Genomic DNA, 16,016 nt, shown 5'->3' on the forward strand with positions numbered 1-16,016 from the left:
AGTTTTAAGAATATGAAAAAGTTACTCCTCGTAAACGGTCCTAACTTAAATCGCCTCGGTGTTCGTGAGGTAAATGTATATGGAAAGGGCACGTTAGCGACACTTGAAGCAGATATGAAGCAAGAAGCAAAAACAATGGGAGTGGAGTTAGAATGTTTCCAATCGAATCATGAAGGTGCGATTATCGATCGTCTTCATGAGGCTGAAGATATATATGAAGGGATCATTTTAAATCCTGGAGCATTTACGCATTATAGCTATGCAATTCGAGATGCAATTGCGAGCATTTCGATTCCTGTTATTGAAGTACATATCTCTAACATTCACCAGCGTGAATCGTTCCGTCACGAATCTGTGACGGCGGCTGTTTGTGCAGGACAAATTGTTGGATTTGGTTTTTATGGCTATAAGTTAGCGTTATTTGCATTAATGGAGAAATTAAGGGAGGCATAAAGTCATGGAGAAAATCGAAAGATTAAGAAGCGCATTTGCTGAGGCTGGTATCGACGGTATTTTATTAACAAATGAACATAGTCGTAGATACATGGCTAACTTCACTGGAACAGCTGGAGTTGTACTTATTTCAAAAGAGCGTGCTCAATTTATTACGGATTTTCGTTATGTAGAGCAGGCTAGTAAACAAGCTGTTGGATATGAAATCGTGCAGCATGCAGGATTAATTATTGATGAAGTTGCAAAGCAAGTGAAAGAACTTGGAATTCAAAAGCTTGGCTTTGAGCAGGATACTCTTACATATAGCTCTTACGTAACGCATAATGAGGCGATCGAAGCTGAATTTATCCCGACTTCTGGGCTTGTAGAAAAGTTACGCTTGATAAAGACTGATTCAGAGATTAAGATATTAAAGGAAGCTGCACAGATTGCAGATGCTGCCTTTGAGCATATTCTATCATTCATTCGCCCGGGAGTATCTGAAATTGAAGTGTCAAATGAACTTGAATTTTTCATGAGAAAACAAGGAGCAACATCTTCTTCGTTTGATATTATCGTTGCTTCAGGTCTTCGTTCGGCATTACCGCACGGCGTGGCATCTGAAAAAGTGATAGAAACAGGAGATTTCGTTACATTAGACTTCGGCGCTTATTACAAAGGGTATTGTTCTGATATTACTCGTACAATTGCAGTCGGTGAACCATCTGATAAATTAAAAGAAATTTATAATGTCGTTTTAGAAGCACAATTACGTGGTGTAAACGGTATTAAAGCTGGTTTAACAGGCCGCGAGGCAGATGCATTAACGCGTGATTACATAACGGAAAAAGGATATGGTGAATACTTTGGACACTCTACTGGTCATGGAATCGGCCTTGAAATCCATGAAGCGCCAGGTTTAGCGTTCCGTTCTGATACAGTACTTGAACCAGGTATGGCTGTAACAGTAGAACCAGGTATTTATATTCCAGGTATTGGCGGCGTACGTATTGAAGATGATATCATTGTAACGAGTGAAGGTAATGAAGTAATTACGAAATCACCAAAAGAACTTATTATTTTGTAATACACAGGAGGATTTTTTTACATGATTTCAGTAAACGATTTTCGTACAGGTTTAACAATTTCAGTGGACAATGCCCTTTGGCAAGTACTTGATTTCCAACACGTAAAGCCAGGTAAAGGTGCTGCATTCGTTCGTTCTAAACTACGTAACCTTCGCACAGGTTCTGTTCAAGAGAAAACATTCCGTGCAGGTGAAAAAGTAGAAAAAGCACACATCGAAAACCGTCGTATGCAATACTTATACGCGAGCGGTGAGGCTCATGTATTTATGGATAACGGAACTTATGAGCAAATCGAACTTGGTGAAAACCAAATCGAGCGCGAATTAAAATTCCTAAAAGAAAACATGGAAGTATCTATTATGACATACCAAGGTGAAGTACTTGGTGTTGAACTTCCGAACACAGTTGAATTAAAAGTTACAGAAACAGAGCCTGGTATTAAAGGTGACACAGCTTCTAACGTAACAAAACCAGCTACATTAGAAACTGGTCTTGTTGTACAAGTACCAATCTTCATTAACGAAGGCGAAATGCTTATCATCAACACTGGTGAAGGTAAATACGTTTCTCGTGCATAGTAAAAAAGCACTCGTGATTATCACGAGTGCTTTTTTATAGAAAATAGGGCATATAGTAAATTGCGGTGACAACAAAACTAACTAAAACAAGTGAAAGAGTACCCGCTATATATGGTGTGAAAATGAATTGAAATGGTTTTATTTCACCAGTCTCAACACCAGTTAATGTTTTACTTATTGCGTGATCTGTAATGTTATTTCTATGGTTACTCATAATAATTAACCACATAATTGCAAATATTGCTAGACTGCCAAGGAAAAAGGTCTCTATAAATGACCAACCGACCAATAATGAAAAAAGATAAATAAGAGCTAATTCTACTACAATTGTTAAACTAATTTTCAAAACCTTCATATTTTCCCCCCTCATTTTGTACGTCCAGCCAATTTAAAAATTTCTTACGCGATACGACATGCAGTACGCAAGGTGATTTTACTTCTTTCTCCAGTGCAGCATGTTCGCCTGGAAACTTGTTTTTCACATGCAATGAAATGTAAGGTAGTTTTTCTTGTGCTTTTAACGAGCGAATGTTAGTCGTTTTAGCACCAGTGAATACGTATGTAAGTTGTAAGTCTAAAAAAGCGATTTTAAAGATTTCTTTTTTAGCTGCCTCATTATACCCTTTACCCCAATATGGATAGCCAAGCCAACTACCAATGTGAGATTGTTTCTTCCCATAATTAATATGTTTAAGTGTGGTGAGGCCAAGTATTTCATTCTCTTCATTTACAATCATTCTCGATAAAGACTTCTTTTGGCGCTCTTCTTCTATTGCAAAAAGAAGAAATGCTTTCGTGTCTTCGACTTTTTCTACCTGTATTCCTAATGCATTTTTTACGTGTGGTTCACTTGATAGCTCAAAAAGCACATTTGCATAGCGTAAATCAAGTGGTAATAAAGTAACGTGCTGCATCGTCTATACCCCTTTTAAATTAAATATACCATAATATACCATTAAAAAAATACGAATATTCAGATTTAAATAAAGGTGTTAGAGAAAAATTATGTTTTTACTTCTGAAATAGACAACCTCTGCATATGGTTGTACAAATATATTCTTTTTTGGAATGTAGAATTCGTAACCGTTACGGGAGAAGGTGGGAGAATGAAACAGTGGCTAGCGGCAATGGAAACATCCGTGCTCGTAATGGGGTTACTTCGGTTGTTTTCGGGTAGCGCGGAAATATTCGCCGCTTTGCTTATGCTTTACGTGAATGATGCGAAGAAAGCATTGTTTATAAATGGTATGTTGGCGTTTGTTGGACCGACCGTATTAATTTTAACAATGACAATAGGCATAGCGAGTGTAGCGAGCGAAATTTCTTTCTTGAAACTCTTTTTTCTGGCACTTGGAATTGGCTGCATTTTTATCGCATTGTTGAAATAGTAAGTCGAGTATAGTGGGGAGAAGCCTATGAAAGAAGTATTAGAGGTTTTACCAAAAATGATGAAACAGTTAGTTGAAAGTTGTAAGCAATACAATACTTTAGAGGAAATTCGTGTTCGAATTGGAAGACCGCTAGAGTGTATTGCGCATGGAGAGGTGTTTTTTTATGACTATATCGCTACAGCAGAAGATGCAAGTTACTTATTGAATAAGTTAAGTCAATTCTCAATTTATACGATGGAAGAGGAATTGAAACGTGGGTATGTGACACTTCGAGGAGGACATAGAATTGGCCTAGCAGGAAAAGTCATTACAGAGAAAAGTACAGTGAAAATGATTCGTGATGTCTCTTCATTTAATATTCGTATTGCTCGTCAAAAAATAGGAATAGCTGAGCCGCTTTTGCCGTATTTGTATGAATCAAGATGGTTAAACACGATGGTAATTGGCCCGCCGCAAACGGGGAAAACGACACTTTTAAGAGATGTAGCACGTTGCATGAGTCAAGGGGTTGGTACGTCGAAAATTCCTTCTTGCAAAGTGGGGATTGTTGATGAGCGGTCAGAAATTGCTGGATGTGTGAAAGGAATCCCTCAGTATGAATTTGGTACACGAGTAGATGTGTTAGACGCATGTCCAAAGGCTGAAGGAATGATGATGATGATTCGTTCTATGAGTCCAGATGTTTTGATCGTAGATGAGATTGGACGTAAAGAAGATAGTGAAGCAATTATGGAGGCGGTGCATGCAGGGGTCCAGCTTTTTATAAGTGCACACGGGTTTTCTTATGATGATGTTGTGAAACGTCCATCGCTACAGGCAGTGCTGGAGCTTGGCATATTTGATAGGTTTGTGGAGTTATCAAAAGCAAGAGGCCCAGGAACAGTTATGCAAGTGAAAGATAGATATGGAAAACCAGTACTACCGAATCGAAAGGCTGGGGGCGTATGGTGAAAATAATTGGTGCAGTGTTAATCGTTGCGGTCAGCACTTTTTTCGGGTTTTCATACGCAAAAAGATATAGTGAGAGGCCGCGGCAACTTAGACTATTAAAATCGGCACTCCAATCATTAGAGGCAGAAATTATGTATGGGCACACACCTTTATCTGAAGCCGCCGAACGATTAGTTAAACAAATGCCCAAGCCATTAAATTGGATATTTCAAAGTTTCGCCAAAAAACTAGAAAACGGGGAACAAACAGTAAGGGAAGCTTGGATAGAAAGTTTGAAAGAGAATTGGAAGTTAACAGCATTTCAACAAACCGAGTATGAAATCTTGCAGCAATTTGGTGAAACACTTGGACAACATGATCGTGAATCACAACAAAAACATATTCGATTATGTATTACACATTTAGAGAGAGAGGAAGAAGAAGCGAAAGCGTTACAACTGCAATATGAAAAAATGATTAAGAGCTTAGGGGTACTAGCGGGGCTACTTATCGTAATTTTACTGCTATAGGAGGGAGAAAGGCGATGTCCATTGATGTTGGATTAATATTTCAAATCGCCGGAATCGGCATTGTTTTAGCTTTCATTCATACCGTATTAAAAGAATTAAAACGAGAGGATATTGCAAATTGGGTTATCCTTGTCGGTTTTGTCGTCATTCTATTCCATGTTGCATTTTTAATTAATACGTTGTTCGACAAGATTAAGAGTGTCTTTCTTTTCCAGTAAAGGAGGCGGTTCGAATCGAAATTATACAAATTGTCGGATTAGGCCTCGTTGCTACGTTTTTAGCAGCTGTTTTGAATCAGCATAAATCTAGCATTACATCGTTATTTATTGTTTTTGTAGGTAGCGTAATGTTTCTTATTTTAATCGATCAAATTCACTCTATTTTACAAATGATTGAGAGAGTAGCGAGTGAAGCGAAAGTTAGCAACGTCTATGTAGAAACGTTACTGAAAATTATTGGGATTGCTTATATCGCTGAGTTTGGAGCGCAAATTACAAAAGATGCTGGGCAAGGTGCAATCGCTTCGAAAATTGAACTAGCTGGTAAAATCTTAATTCTCGTTATGGCAATTCCTATTTTGACAGTCGTAATTGAAACTATTCTCGGATTTTTACCGACGGGATAAGGGGGAGTGAATGTTGAGGAAGTTTGGAGCTAAGCTGCTATTTGCTTGCTTCCTTTTCTTTTCTTTACCGGTTGTTGTACAAGCTTCTCCTGTAGAAACAAACGTCGTTGATCAACAATTGGATAAGCTCGGAATTGAAGATGTGAAGCAATTTTGGGACGGGCTTGTTACAAAATATGGAGGTTATTTACCAGAGAGTCAAAAAGGAAGCTTTATGGAGTTTGTAAAGGGAGAAAAAGAATTCTCTATAAAAGAATGGATGCTAGGTTTATTAAAATATTTGTTTCACGAGCTTGCTGCAAATGGAAAGCTACTTGGAACACTCATTATGCTCACAATTTTTAGTGCATTGTTGCAATCACTGCAATCTGCCTTTTCAAAGAGTAGTGTAAGTAAAATTGCCGATGCAGTTGTATATATGGTGCTTATTATTTTTGCTTTAAATAGTTTTTATGTGGTTATGACATATGCAAGAGAAACGATACAAACAATGGTAGATTTCATATTAGCGCTATTACCAATCTTGCTTGCACTCATAGCAACTGGAGGCGGTGTTGTATCTGTATCGTTTTTTCATCCGATTATCATTTTCTTAATGAATACGAGTGGGCTTCTTATGAATTACATCGTTCTACCACTTTTATTACTTGCAACGATATTAAGTATTGTAAGTACGATGAGTGATCAATATAAAGTTACGAAATTGTCCAAGCTTCTGCAAAACGTTAGCGTTGGGATTATCGGGATCTTTTTAACGATTTTTTTAGGAGTATTATCTGTACAAGGAACAGCGACAGCGGTTGCTGATGGGATAGCTGTGAAAACTGCTAAATTTGTAACAGGGAACTTTATTCCTGTAGTTGGAAGGATGTTTACAGAGGCAGCGGATACTGTTATTAGTGCGTCGGGGTTATTAAAAAATACAGTCGGAATTATAGGGCTCGTTATTTTATGTTTAATTGTCGCTTTTCCAGCGATTCAAATTTTTTGTATCGCGTTTATTTATAAATTCGCAGCAGCAGTATTGCAACCAGTTGGCGGAGGAGCAATTATTCAATGTTTAGATATCATTGGACGAAGCATCATTTACGTGTTTGCTTGCTTAGCTATCGTATCATTTATGTTCTTTTTAAGTATCACAATTATTATTGCTGCGGGGAACATTACGCTTATGATGCGATAGGAGGTGAAGAGTATGCAATTTGTTACAGAGTGGATTAGAAATATTATCGTTTTTTTACTCTTAGCGACAATGCTTCATCTTATTCTTCCAAACTCGAATTTGCAAAAATACGTTAAATTCGTCGTAAGTCTACTATTAGTTGTATTAATTTTAACACCTCTTTTTAAACTGTTGCAAACAGATGTAAATGAAGTAATCGCAAATTTTAATGAAGAAAAGTATGTAGCAGAGGGATCTGTAAAAAATTCAATAGATTCGAAGAAAAAAGAAATACAAGCTCTAACACGTGCATATAGTTTAGAAGAGATGGCTACCAAAATGAAAAAAGAAGTAGGAAAAGAGTTTGAGAAAAAGTATGGTATGACAGTCTCTGAAATACAAATAGTCGCAACGGAAAGGGTAGAAGAAGTAAAGTCAGCCAAAGATATTCAATCTGTTGTTGTGACGTTGAAAGAAAAAGAACGCAGTAAAAATGACGCAATTGAAACAGTAAAGCCAATTGAAATTAATACGAATGAACCTCCAAAAAAGGTAGAAGAAACGAATGTAGAAATGAAAGATTTCTTTTCAAGCAGGTGGCAACTAGAGAATAAACAAATCCAAGTTCAAACGGAAGGGAGGACAGGTAGAGTAAATGGACAATAAAGATAAAAATTCGAAGTTCTCATTTTTTCGAAACTTATTGAATGGGGATCAAAAAGAAAGCAACGAGAAGGGGAAAAAGGTAACACCTAAGTTTTTACTTGTCCTACTCATACTTGGAATTTTGCTTATGTTTTCTAGTAGTCTCTTTTCAAGTAAAAAAGAAGAAGTACCTGTATTTAAAGAACAAAAAACTCAAAACCAAGAAAAAGACGTACCAACTTTCGGACAAAAAAGTAATGATAGTATGTCAAATGTAGAAAAATATGAAAAAGCGTATGAACAAGAATTAAAAGCTGCTTTAGAAGAAATAGCAGGAGTAAAAGACGTAACGATTAAGGTGAATTTAGATTCATCTGAAGAAAAAATTTTAGAAAAAAATACAGTGAAACGCTCACAAACAACAGGTGAAACAGATAAAACAGGCGGTAAGAGGGAAGTAGAGGACGAGTCTCTTGATGAAAAGACTGTCATTATACGTGAAGGTGATAAAGAAACTCCCGTTGTTTTACGGACAGAGAAACCGAAAGTACGAGGTGTTCTCGTCGTAGCAAAAGGAGTGGATAATATACAAGTTAAAGCAATGGTAAAAGAAGCTGTGATAAGGCTGCTAGATGTACCAGCCCATCGTGTTTCAGTTTCACCGAAAAATTGATAGGGAGGAAATAAAGTGTTAAAAAAACAAACGGTTTGGCTATTAACAATGTTAAGTTTAGTTGTTGTACTATCTGTGTATTACGTAACAACTCCTGACAAAATGAATACAGCATCGCCGGCAACAGGTGAAAAGATTGGACAAGAAAAACAAGGTACTGACAAAGCAGTAACAAACGAAACGCCAAATAAAGAAACAACAAAAGAAACTCCAAGCAAGGAAACACCAAATAAAGAGACAACAAATAAAGAGACAGATAAAAAAGAAAATGCTAAAAAAGAAACAAGTAAAAAAGAGGGGAATGTATCAGTTCAATCGAGTGATGAGAATTTCACAGCTTTACGTATGCAAATGGAAGATAAGCGTAGTGCTGAAAGAGAAAAATTACAAAATGTAATAAAGTCTTCTAACGCTACTGCTGAAGAAAGAAGTAAGGCGAAAGATGGTATGGATGCAATCGCTACAATGGAAACAAAAGAAGGTTTACTTGAAACAGTTATTAAAGCTCAAGGAGGATATAAAGATGCCCTTGTAAGAGCTGATGGAACTGACATTAGAGTAACAGTGAAGGCAGCGAAACATTCACAAAAAGAAGCGAACAAAATTATACAGCTTGTAAGAAGTGAAGGCGGTTCTAAAGATGTAGGTGTGAAATTTGATCCATCAGCAAAATAAGTAGAATTTTAATCCGTGGGGGATTTCCCCCACGGATTATTAATTTTTACTAATCGCATTGTTTGTAAATAAGAACATAGAGTACTTCAAAATAATTAGATAAAAATAATAATAGAAAAAAGCTATCACTTTCGATAGTTTTTTTCTATTTCGTCTTTGTATGTGTTTTTACTATGTTCAACTCGGAATGGAGAAATACGTTGTGAATAAAAAATTAGCGGTTCATGGTGATGATGATTACTTTTTCCAGATTTGACGTGGATGAAGAGAACGAATGCCCAAACCATTACGGCAGGTAAGAAGAGCATGAGCCATATCATATGTCCACACCTCGATACAATATATTTTCTACACTTTGAACATACTATTCTTATATGAAGGAATGATGAACGGCGTGTAAACAAAAAAATAATATTTGGTAAAAATATGTTATGAACCGTAGATGTGGTGAAGAGTGGAGCGGCAATTAGATGTTTACTGTGTAGCATTTTGAAAAGGTAAGGAATGTTTTTTAGGAAGTGGTCTTGCCAATTTCGTGTGAAACTTGGTATTATTACTAGGTAATAAATTTTTTATTGGAATAATATTTTTACAGGAGTTTCGATTTATTATAAAGAAATATAAATTGGAATGTTTAAAAAATTTATCGTAAGATGGAAATAGTAAATATTTCTATTAGTAAATAAAATAAATTTTCTAATAGAATACATCGTATTTTTACAGTCAATCTAGTGTTAGTGATGAGAATCTGTAAAAACGGGACAAACAAGAGTATGGGAGTGGATTTTACATGTTTAAAATTCAAGAAGTTCGTGAATTAATTAAATTAATTGATAGCTCTAATATTGATGAATTTGAATACAAAAAAGACGGTACAACAATCAAAATGAAAAAGCGTGGTAATGAAGTTGTTGCGATGCAAGCACCTGTAGCGAAACAAGCTATGCAACCAGTAGCATCTGTTGAAGTTGAAACAGCAGTAGCGGCAGCGCAAGTAGAAGCACCAAAACAAGAAGAGAAGAAAGCTGTTCAAGATGAAAACCTACATAAGATTACCTCACCAATGGTAGGTACATTCTATTCTTCATCTTCACCTGATACACCTCCATATGTAAGTGTTGGAGACAGGGTATCGAAAGATTCTATCGTATGTATTGTCGAGGCTATGAAGTTATTTAACGAAATTGACGCTGATGTAGAGGGCGAAATTGTTGAGGTTCTTGTTAATAACGGACAGCTTGTTGAGTATGGACAACCGCTATTTCTTGTGAAAGCGTAATAAGGGAGTCTTTGTGATGATAAAAAAAGTATTAATAGCCAATCGTGGGGAAATTGCTGTACGAATTATTCGTGCTTGTAAAGAAATGGATATTGAAACAGTTGCGATTTATTCAGAAGCAGATAAAGAGTCACTTCACGTACAAATTGCAGATGAGGCGTATTGTGTAGGACCAACAGTTTCAAAAGAAAGTTATTTAAATTTGACGAACATTATTAGCGTTGCGAAGTTAACGGGCTGCGATGCTATCCATCCGGGATACGGATTTTTAGCAGAGAATGCAGATTTCGCAGAGTTATGCCGTGAATGTAACTTAATTTTTATCGGTCCAAGTCCAGAAGCTATTTCAAAGATGGGCACAAAAGACGTTGCTCGTGATACAATGGAAAAAGCAGGGGTTCCGATTGTACCAGGTTCACAAGGGATTATAAAAAATACCGAGGAAGCGATCGAGCTTGCAAATCAAATTGGATATCCAGTTATTATTAAAGCGACTGCAGGTGGCGGCGGAAAAGGTATTCGTGTTGCACGTCATGAAGAAGAGCTTGTAAAAGGAATTCAAATTACACAGCAAGAAGCTAGTACCGCTTTTGGGAACCCTGGTGTATACTTAGAAAAGTACGTTGAAGATTTCCGCCATGTTGAGATTCAAATAATGGCAGATACACACGGAAATGCCATTCATTTAGGAGAGCGTGATTGTACAATTCAGCGCCGTTTGCAGAAACTATTAGAAGAAAGTCCATCACCTGCACTTGATGAAAATGTTCGCAAGCAGATGGGTGAAGCGGCAGTTAAAGCGGCGGTAGCGGTTGATTATACAGGTGCTGGTACGGTTGAGTTTATTTATGAATATAAAACGAAAAGCTTTTATTTCATGGAGATGAATACGAGAATTCAAGTTGAGCATCCGGTTACTGAAATGGTGACAGGAATGGACTTAATTAAAGAGCAAATTCTTGTTGCTTCTGGAGAAAAGTTATCGTTACAGCAAGAAGAAGTACAATTTAATGGTTGGGCAATTGAATGCCGAATTAATGCGGAAAACCCTGCCAAAAAATTTATGCCATCTCCAGGTAAAGTAGAAATGTACTTACCACCAGGCGGATTTGGTATTCGCGTCGATTCAGCTGTATATCCGGGATATTCAATCCCACCTTTCTATGATTCGATGGTTGCTAAATTAATTGTTCACGGAAAAACACGTGAAGAGGCAATTGCAAAAATGAAGCGTGCACTCAGTGAGTTTGTCATTGAAGGCGTACATACAACAATCCCGTTCCATTTGCAATTGTTAGATCATCCTGATTTTGTAAAAGGTGAGTTTAATACGAAGTTTTTGGAAGAGCATGAACTTGTGACGCAGTGATACATTAAAGGAGGTTTTTTTCATGGCTGAACATATGTTAGATATGGGTCAAGATACAACTCTTGGTAAAGTAGAAATTGCACCAGAAGTAATTGAAGTAATTGCAGGTATTGCAGCTGCTGAGGTAGAAGGTGTGGCGGCAATGCGTGGTAATTTTGCTACAGATGTTGTTGAGAAGTTAGGTAAGAAAAATCATGGTAAAGGTGTAAAGGTTGAATTAGCAAACGAAGATATTATCGTTGACCTTTATGTTGTAATGTATTTTGGTGTAGCAATTCCAGTTGTTGCACAAAAGATTCAAGACAATATTCGCCAAGCACTCTTTACAATGACAGGACTTGAGCCAAAAGAAGTGAATGTTCACATCGTTGGCGTAACATTCGAAACACAAAAAACAGAAATTGAACCAGTGTAAGAATGAAAAAGGTGCCTAGTAACATAGGCATCTTTTTTATCGTTTCATTTCTTCACAAATTACAACCCTCTAATTGTTATACTATTTCAAAAAATAAGAAATAAAAAAGAAAATGTTTCGTTTTTCCAAAAAACGTACATTGTGATAAGATATGGAACTTGAAGTTAATCTTTTTATTATTTTTCAGCCTTGTAACCCGTGTGTGAAACGATAAATTGTGTTATTATCATTGTATTATAAGGTTGGAAAATCAATGAAAACTGTAAGAGTAAGTGAATTGACGGCTTATAAATTATAATAATATAACAAAGCATAAGGAAAGACTTGAAGCATAAAGGAGAGTTACAATGAAACGTAGGACGGCTAGAGAAAGAGCTATGCAAGCATTATACCAAATGGATATTACAGGTGAATTAGAACCGAAGGTAGCGGTGGAAAATACGCTAGATGAAGGTGAAGAAACAAATGAGTTTTTAGAATCACTTGTTGTAGGATTTGTAGACAATAAAGAAGAGATTGACGCAGCAATTCGTCAAAACTTAAAAAAGTGGAAGCTTGAGCGTATTAGTATTGTTGATCGCAGTATTTTACGTGTAGCTGTGTATGAAATGAAGTACATGGAAGAAATTCCACACAACGTAACAATTAACGAGGCAATTGAAATTGCTAAAACATTTGGGGATGAGGAATCTCGTCGTTTTATTAACGGCGTTTTATCTAATATAAAAGATACACTGTAATTTCTTTAAGGGGGAATCTTAAAATGGTAGCAGTAATCATCAAAGGAAATGAAGTTGCGGAGAAAAAACGAGCACAATTAACAGAAGAAGTTGTGAAGTTGAAAGAGCAAGGGATTGTACCAGGATTAGCAGTGATTTTAGTGGGAGAAGATCCAGCATCTCGTTCTTACGTAAAAGGAAAAGAAAAAGGCTGTGAACAAGTAGGAATTTATTCTGAGCTAATTGAACTTCCTGAAACGATTACTGAGGAACGTTTGCTTGCTGAAATCGATCGCTTAAATGGCGATGACCGTATTAATGGCATATTAGTGCAATTACCTTTACCAAAACATATTGAAGAAAAAGCTATCATTGAAAGAATTTCACCAGAAAAGGATGTAGATGGATTTCACCCAATCAGCGTGGGACGTATGATGACGGGACAAGATACATTCCTTCCATGTACACCGCATGGTATTGTAGAATTAGTAAAAGAAACGAATCTTGATATTTCGGGAAAACATGTTGTAATAATTGGAAGAAGTAATATTGTCGGCAAACCAGTGGGGCAATTGTTCTTAAATGAAAATGCAACTGTCACATATTGTCATTCTAAGACGCAAAATATTAAAGAATTATCGAAGTTAGCTGATATTTTAATCGTAGCTGTTGGACGACCTAAAATGGTAACAGCTGATTATATGAAAGAAGGCGCGGTTGTAATTGACGTTGGTGTGAATCGATTAGAAACAGGCAAGCTTTGTGGTGATGTTGACTTTGACAACGTGTTAGACGTTGCGGGTTACATTACGCCTGTGCCAAAGGGTGTTGGTCCAATGACGATTACAATGCTTCTTCATAATACTGTTGAATCTGCCAAACGCGCAGGTGTCGTTTGTAAATAATTTGAGTCGGCTATGAGGAGAGAGAAATGGAGAAACAATATTTAACCGTTACAGCATTAACACGCTATATAAAAACAAAAATAGAATATGACCCGCATTTACAGTCTGTTTGGTTAAAAGGTGAAATTTCCAACTTTAAAAATCATAGTCGTGGTCACATGTATTTTACATTGAAAGACGAAAATGCCAGAATCGCAGCGGTTATGTTTGCGGGTCATAATCGTAATATTAAATTCAGACCTGAAAATGGGATGAAGGTACTTGTAAAAGGGAAAATCTCTGTTTACGAGGCGAGTGGTTCTTATCAAATTTATATTCAAGACATGCAACCTGACGGAGTCGGAAATTTGCATTTGGCTTACGAACAATTAAAAGTTCGTTTAGAGGAAGAAGGATTGTTTTCTCAAGTTTATAAAAAAATAATCCCTCCTTATGCTAAAACAATAGGGGTAATTACGTCGCCAACAGGAGCTGCGATTCGTGATATCATAACAACGATTAAACGTCGTTATCCAATTGGGAATGTTATTGTATTTCCAGTACTTGTACAGGGGGAGTCAGCAGCTCCCTCGATTGTACAAGCGATTCGTACAGCGAATGAAATGGGAGATATAGATGTATTAATTGTTGGGCGCGGGGGAGGTTCTATTGAGGAATTATGGGCTTTCAATGAGGAAGTGGTTGCAAGAGCAATCTTTAAGAGCGAAATTCCTATTATTTCAGCAGTAGGGCATGAAACAGATTTTACAATCGCAGATTTTGTTGCCGATTTACGTGCACCAACACCGACTGCAGCAGCTGAACTAGCAGCACCGAACGTTATAGAGTTACAAGAAAAGGTATTACAAAGAACTCTAAGATTGCAAAGAGCAATGAGAGAGTTAGTACATAAAAAAGAAGAAAAATTACAAGTATTGCAAAAATCTTATGCATTCCGTTATCCAAGACAAGTATATGAACAAAAGGAAGAGCAATTAGATAGAGCGTTAGAACAGCTTGTTTTAGCGAAAGAGCGCTACATTGATAAAAAGGTGAATCAGTTAAAACAGCTTTCATTTTATTTAGAGAAGCACCACCCGTCTCAAAAAATTATACAAACAAAGGTAGCGATTGAAACGTTGCAAAAGCAATTACAACGTGAAATGCAAACATTACTTCAAACGAAAGAATTTGCCTTTGTAAGAGCTGCTCAAAAACTTGAAGCATTAAGTCCGCTTAAAGTAATGATGAGAGGGTACGGGCTTGTATATGATGAAGAGAAGCAAGTGTTAAAAAGTGTGAAAGATGTCAGCCTTGGAGATGCTGTTTCAGTTCAATTACAAGATGGAATACTAGATTGTAGCGTATCAGGCATAGAGGAGCGTGAATTGAATAATGGAAAATAAAGTGAGTTTTGAAGAGGCAATTTCGCAACTTGAGCATCTCGTATCTAAGCTAGAGCAAGGTGATGTACCTTTAGAAGAAGCGATTTCTTATTTTAAAGAGGGTATGGAATTATCTAAGCTTTGCGATGAGAAGTTGAAGAACGTACAAGAACAAATGGCAGTTATTCTTGGAGAAGATGGAGAGCTTGAACCGTTTACTGCTTTAGGAGATGAAGCATAGTGACAATCGCTTTTGATACTTTTTTGAAAGAAAGTAAAACTTTCGTAGAAGAGAAGCTTGTAAGCTATGCAAATGAATTACAATGTCCAAATGTACTTCGGGAAGCGATGGCATATTCTTTGGAAGCGGGTGGAAAACGTCTCCGCCCGTTACTTTTATTTGCAACATTACAAGCGTTTGGGAAAGAAAGAAATCTTGGAGTAGGTGCAGCTTGTGCTCTTGAAATGATACATACATACTCGTTAGTTCATGATGATTTACCTTGTATGGATGATGATGATTTAAGAAGAGGAAAGCCCACGAATCATAAAGTATTTGGTGAAGCAATGGCAGTTTTAGCAGGAGATGGTTTGTTGACGTATGCTTTTCAAATTGTTATGGCATATGAGCAAAAAGAAATCTCTGCTGAAAAAAAAGTAAGACTTGTACTTGAGCTTGCAAAAGCAGCTGGGCCGGAAGGAATGGTTGGCGGACAAGTGGCGGATATGGAAGCTGAAGGGAAACAACTTACGATTGATGAGTTAGAGTATATTCATAAGCATAAGACCGGGAAACTACTTGAATTCGCTGTACTTGCAGGAGCGATACTTTCTAATGCTACAAAAGAGCAGGAAGAAAAGTTACTTGAGTTTGCAAAAAATATTGGCCTAGCTTTCCAAATTCGAGATGATATTTTAGATGTAGAAGGAACCGAAGAAGAGATTGGAAAACCGATTGGTAGTGATGTTTCCAACGAAAAGAGCACATATACGACGTTATTTACTGTAGATAGAGCAAAGAATATTTTAGAAGAAACAATTGCAAAAGCAAAAGATGCGATTAGCTCCTTGCAATTACAAGATGAATATTTACTATCTATTTGCGATTTGATTGCAAAACGTAATAACTAATATAACAGCGTTTTCATTTGTTGAGTCATTCATCATTTTATGATATAAATGTAGGAAAAGGTTTTTCTTTTCTTGTTATTGGCAAAAATATATGTAGATTACATT

Annotated in this window: 23 protein-coding genes; 20 read left to right on the forward strand and 3 right to left on the reverse strand. The window is 36.7% G+C overall.

The genetic code is table 11. The features are described 5' to 3' along the window. The first annotated feature begins 12 nt into the window (after positions 1-12). From aroQ to efp, 3 genes are read left to right on the forward strand one after another with little or no spacing between them, the layout of a single operon-like run. A complete protein-coding gene (gene aroQ, locus JDS81_RS02630) occupies positions 13-453 on the forward strand; it encodes a type II 3-dehydroquinate dehydratase (RefSeq protein WP_000735144.1) in 441 nt (146 codons plus the stop codon). A gap of 4 nt (positions 454-457) precedes the next feature. Then, positions 458-1,519, forward strand: coding sequence for a Xaa-Pro dipeptidase (gene pepQ / locus JDS81_RS02635; RefSeq protein ID WP_000411034.1), 1,062 nt, complete (start codon positions 458-460; stop codon positions 1,517-1,519). 21 nt (positions 1,520-1,540) lie between these two features. Then, positions 1,541-2,098, forward strand: a complete 558-nt coding sequence (gene efp / locus JDS81_RS02640) for an elongation factor P (RefSeq protein WP_000626519.1) — start codon at positions 1,541-1,543, stop codon at positions 2,096-2,098. Between the two features lie 34 nt (positions 2,099-2,132). On the opposite strand, the gene JDS81_RS02645 is transcribed toward efp, so the two are convergent. Together JDS81_RS02645 and JDS81_RS02650 are read right to left on the reverse strand one after the other, a co-directional pair. Further along, positions 2,133-2,453 carry a hypothetical protein gene (locus tag JDS81_RS02645; protein ID WP_000866179.1) on the reverse strand — a complete coding sequence of 107 codons (321 nt, stop codon included), beginning with the start codon at positions 2,451-2,453 and terminating at the stop codon, positions 2,133-2,135. After that, the gene (locus JDS81_RS02650; RefSeq protein WP_001164998.1) at positions 2,434-3,012 is read right to left on the reverse strand and encodes a GNAT family N-acetyltransferase; all 579 of its coding nucleotides are present in this window, start codon (positions 3,010-3,012) and stop codon (positions 2,434-2,436) included. Before JDS81_RS02650 ends, JDS81_RS02645 begins: the two co-directional genes overlap by 20 nt. Positions 3,013-3,204: 192 nt before the next feature. On the opposite strand from JDS81_RS02650, the gene JDS81_RS02655 reads away from it, so the two are divergent. The 9 genes from JDS81_RS02655 to JDS81_RS02695 are packed head-to-tail and all read left to right on the forward strand — an operon-like array spanning position 3,205 to position 8,729. Beyond that, positions 3,205-3,486 carry a YqhV family protein gene (locus JDS81_RS02655; RefSeq protein WP_000816054.1) on the forward strand — a complete coding sequence of 94 codons (282 nt, stop codon included), beginning with the start codon at positions 3,205-3,207 and terminating at the stop codon, positions 3,484-3,486. Between the two features lie 27 nt (positions 3,487-3,513). Further along, positions 3,514-4,440, forward strand: a complete 927-nt coding sequence (spoIIIAA, locus tag JDS81_RS02660; protein ID WP_000665879.1) for a stage III sporulation protein AA — start codon at positions 3,514-3,516, stop codon at positions 4,438-4,440. After that, positions 4,434-4,949, forward strand: coding sequence for a stage III sporulation protein SpoIIIAB (gene spoIIIAB / locus JDS81_RS02665; RefSeq protein ID WP_015000953.1), 516 nt, complete (start codon positions 4,434-4,436; stop codon positions 4,947-4,949). The genes spoIIIAA and spoIIIAB overlap by 7 nt, the downstream gene beginning before the upstream one ends. A gap of 14 nt (positions 4,950-4,963) precedes the next feature. Continuing rightward, complete coding sequence (gene spoIIIAC, locus JDS81_RS02670; RefSeq protein WP_000020914.1) at positions 4,964-5,167, forward strand: stage III sporulation protein AC; 204 nt, start codon at positions 4,964-4,966, stop codon at positions 5,165-5,167. A gap of 23 nt (positions 5,168-5,190) precedes the next feature. Beyond that, a complete protein-coding gene (gene spoIIIAD, locus JDS81_RS02675) occupies positions 5,191-5,574 on the forward strand; it encodes a stage III sporulation protein AD (RefSeq protein ID WP_077393170.1) in 384 nt (127 codons plus the stop codon). Between the two features lie 10 nt (positions 5,575-5,584). Then, complete coding sequence (gene spoIIIAE, locus JDS81_RS02680) at positions 5,585-6,757, forward strand: stage III sporulation protein AE (protein ID WP_000944633.1); 1,173 nt, start codon at positions 5,585-5,587, stop codon at positions 6,755-6,757. A gap of 12 nt (positions 6,758-6,769) precedes the next feature. Continuing rightward, complete coding sequence (gene spoIIIAF, locus JDS81_RS02685) at positions 6,770-7,402, forward strand: stage III sporulation protein AF (protein ID WP_001161043.1); 633 nt, start codon at positions 6,770-6,772, stop codon at positions 7,400-7,402. Beyond that, entirely contained in the window at positions 7,392-8,054 is a 663-nt protein-coding gene (gene spoIIIAG / locus JDS81_RS02690) for a stage III sporulation protein AG (protein ID WP_000368888.1), read from the forward strand. The genes spoIIIAF and spoIIIAG overlap by 11 nt, the downstream gene beginning before the upstream one ends. Before the next feature lie 15 nt (positions 8,055-8,069). Next, a complete protein-coding gene (locus JDS81_RS02695) occupies positions 8,070-8,729 on the forward strand; it encodes a SpoIIIAH-like family protein (RefSeq protein WP_000914719.1) in 660 nt (219 codons plus the stop codon). 125 nt (positions 8,730-8,854) lie between these two features. Here the strand turns inward: JDS81_RS02695 and JDS81_RS02700 are convergent, their stop codons facing one another. After that, positions 8,855-9,049, reverse strand: coding sequence for a hypothetical protein (locus JDS81_RS02700; protein WP_000638007.1), 195 nt, complete (start codon positions 9,047-9,049; stop codon positions 8,855-8,857). Positions 9,050-9,519: 470 nt separating this feature from the next. On the opposite strand from JDS81_RS02700, the gene accB reads away from it, so the two are divergent. From accB to ispA, 8 genes are all read left to right on the forward strand, one after another. Further along, complete coding sequence (gene accB, locus JDS81_RS02705) at positions 9,520-10,008, forward strand: acetyl-CoA carboxylase biotin carboxyl carrier protein (RefSeq protein ID WP_000472855.1); 489 nt, start codon at positions 9,520-9,522, stop codon at positions 10,006-10,008. 16 nt (positions 10,009-10,024) lie between these two features. Continuing rightward, positions 10,025-11,377, forward strand: a complete 1,353-nt coding sequence (gene accC, locus JDS81_RS02710) for an acetyl-CoA carboxylase biotin carboxylase subunit (protein ID WP_000592880.1) — start codon at positions 10,025-10,027, stop codon at positions 11,375-11,377. A gap of 22 nt (positions 11,378-11,399) precedes the next feature. Continuing rightward, complete coding sequence (locus tag JDS81_RS02715; RefSeq protein WP_000807630.1) at positions 11,400-11,792, forward strand: Asp23/Gls24 family envelope stress response protein; 393 nt, start codon at positions 11,400-11,402, stop codon at positions 11,790-11,792. 347 nt (positions 11,793-12,139) lie between these two features. Continuing rightward, complete coding sequence (gene nusB / locus JDS81_RS02720) at positions 12,140-12,532, forward strand: N utilization substance protein NusB (RefSeq protein WP_000830246.1); 393 nt, start codon at positions 12,140-12,142, stop codon at positions 12,530-12,532. 23 nt (positions 12,533-12,555) lie between these two features. Next, complete coding sequence (gene folD / locus JDS81_RS02725) at positions 12,556-13,416, forward strand: bifunctional methylenetetrahydrofolate dehydrogenase/methenyltetrahydrofolate cyclohydrolase FolD (protein ID WP_000226729.1); 861 nt, start codon at positions 12,556-12,558, stop codon at positions 13,414-13,416. Positions 13,417-13,442: 26 nt separating this feature from the next. Continuing rightward, positions 13,443-14,801 carry an exodeoxyribonuclease VII large subunit gene (gene xseA / locus JDS81_RS02730; RefSeq protein WP_000415264.1) on the forward strand — a complete coding sequence of 453 codons (1,359 nt, stop codon included), beginning with the start codon at positions 13,443-13,445 and terminating at the stop codon, positions 14,799-14,801. Next, on the forward strand, positions 14,791-15,021 hold the full coding sequence (xseB, locus tag JDS81_RS02735) for an exodeoxyribonuclease VII small subunit (RefSeq protein WP_000428977.1): 231 nt from the start codon (positions 14,791-14,793) through the stop codon (positions 15,019-15,021). Before xseA ends, xseB begins: the two co-directional genes overlap by 11 nt. Then, positions 15,021-15,911 carry a (2E,6E)-farnesyl diphosphate synthase gene (gene ispA / locus JDS81_RS02740; protein ID WP_000150368.1) on the forward strand — a complete coding sequence of 297 codons (891 nt, stop codon included), beginning with the start codon at positions 15,021-15,023 and terminating at the stop codon, positions 15,909-15,911. Before xseB ends, ispA begins: the two co-directional genes overlap by 1 nt. The last annotated feature ends 105 nt before the right edge of the window (positions 15,912-16,016 follow it).

It is taken from the genome of Bacillus cereus group sp. N31 (assembly GCF_016483245.1).
GTDB lineage: Bacteria > Bacillota > Bacilli > Bacillales > Bacillaceae_G > Bacillus_A > Bacillus_A toyonensis.

Bases quoted from the DNA above. Each gene is read 5' to 3' on its own strand.
- pepQ (WP_000411034.1), top strand. From the start codon at position 458: ATGGAGAAAATCGAAAGATTAAGAAGCGCATTTGCTGAGGCTGGTATC.
- JDS81_RS02655 (WP_000816054.1), top strand. From the start codon at position 3,205: ATGAAACAGTGGCTAGCGGCAATGGAAACATCCGTGCTCGTAATGGGG.
- xseB (WP_000428977.1), top strand. From the start codon at position 14,791: ATGGAAAATAAAGTGAGTTTTGAAGAGGCAATTTCGCAACTTGAGCAT.
- xseA (WP_000415264.1), top strand. From the start codon at position 13,443: ATGGAGAAACAATATTTAACCGTTACAGCATTAACACGCTATATAAAA.
- spoIIIAG (WP_000368888.1), top strand. From the start codon at position 7,392: ATGGACAATAAAGATAAAAATTCGAAGTTCTCATTTTTTCGAAACTTA.
- accC (WP_000592880.1), top strand. From the start codon at position 10,025: ATGATAAAAAAAGTATTAATAGCCAATCGTGGGGAAATTGCTGTACGA.
- JDS81_RS02650 (WP_001164998.1), bottom strand. From the start codon at position 3,012: ATGCAGCACGTTACTTTATTACCACTTGATTTACGCTATGCAAATGTG.
- spoIIIAE (WP_000944633.1), top strand. From the start codon at position 5,585: ATGTTGAGGAAGTTTGGAGCTAAGCTGCTATTTGCTTGCTTCCTTTTC.
- JDS81_RS02700 (WP_000638007.1), bottom strand. From the start codon at position 9,049: ATGATATGGCTCATGCTCTTCTTACCTGCCGTAATGGTTTGGGCATTC.
- spoIIIAC (WP_000020914.1), top strand. From the start codon at position 4,964: ATGTCCATTGATGTTGGATTAATATTTCAAATCGCCGGAATCGGCATT.
- aroQ (WP_000735144.1), top strand. From the start codon at position 13: ATGAAAAAGTTACTCCTCGTAAACGGTCCTAACTTAAATCGCCTCGGT.
- JDS81_RS02645 (WP_000866179.1), bottom strand. From the start codon at position 2,453: ATGAAGGTTTTGAAAATTAGTTTAACAATTGTAGTAGAATTAGCTCTT.
- efp (WP_000626519.1), top strand. From the start codon at position 1,541: ATGATTTCAGTAAACGATTTTCGTACAGGTTTAACAATTTCAGTGGAC.
- folD (WP_000226729.1), top strand. From the start codon at position 12,556: ATGGTAGCAGTAATCATCAAAGGAAATGAAGTTGCGGAGAAAAAACGA.
- accB (WP_000472855.1), top strand. From the start codon at position 9,520: ATGTTTAAAATTCAAGAAGTTCGTGAATTAATTAAATTAATTGATAGC.
- nusB (WP_000830246.1), top strand. From the start codon at position 12,140: ATGAAACGTAGGACGGCTAGAGAAAGAGCTATGCAAGCATTATACCAA.
- JDS81_RS02715 (WP_000807630.1), top strand. From the start codon at position 11,400: ATGGCTGAACATATGTTAGATATGGGTCAAGATACAACTCTTGGTAAA.
- spoIIIAF (WP_001161043.1), top strand. From the start codon at position 6,770: ATGCAATTTGTTACAGAGTGGATTAGAAATATTATCGTTTTTTTACTC.
- spoIIIAA (WP_000665879.1), top strand. From the start codon at position 3,514: ATGAAAGAAGTATTAGAGGTTTTACCAAAAATGATGAAACAGTTAGTT.
- spoIIIAB (WP_015000953.1), top strand. From the start codon at position 4,434: ATGGTGAAAATAATTGGTGCAGTGTTAATCGTTGCGGTCAGCACTTTT.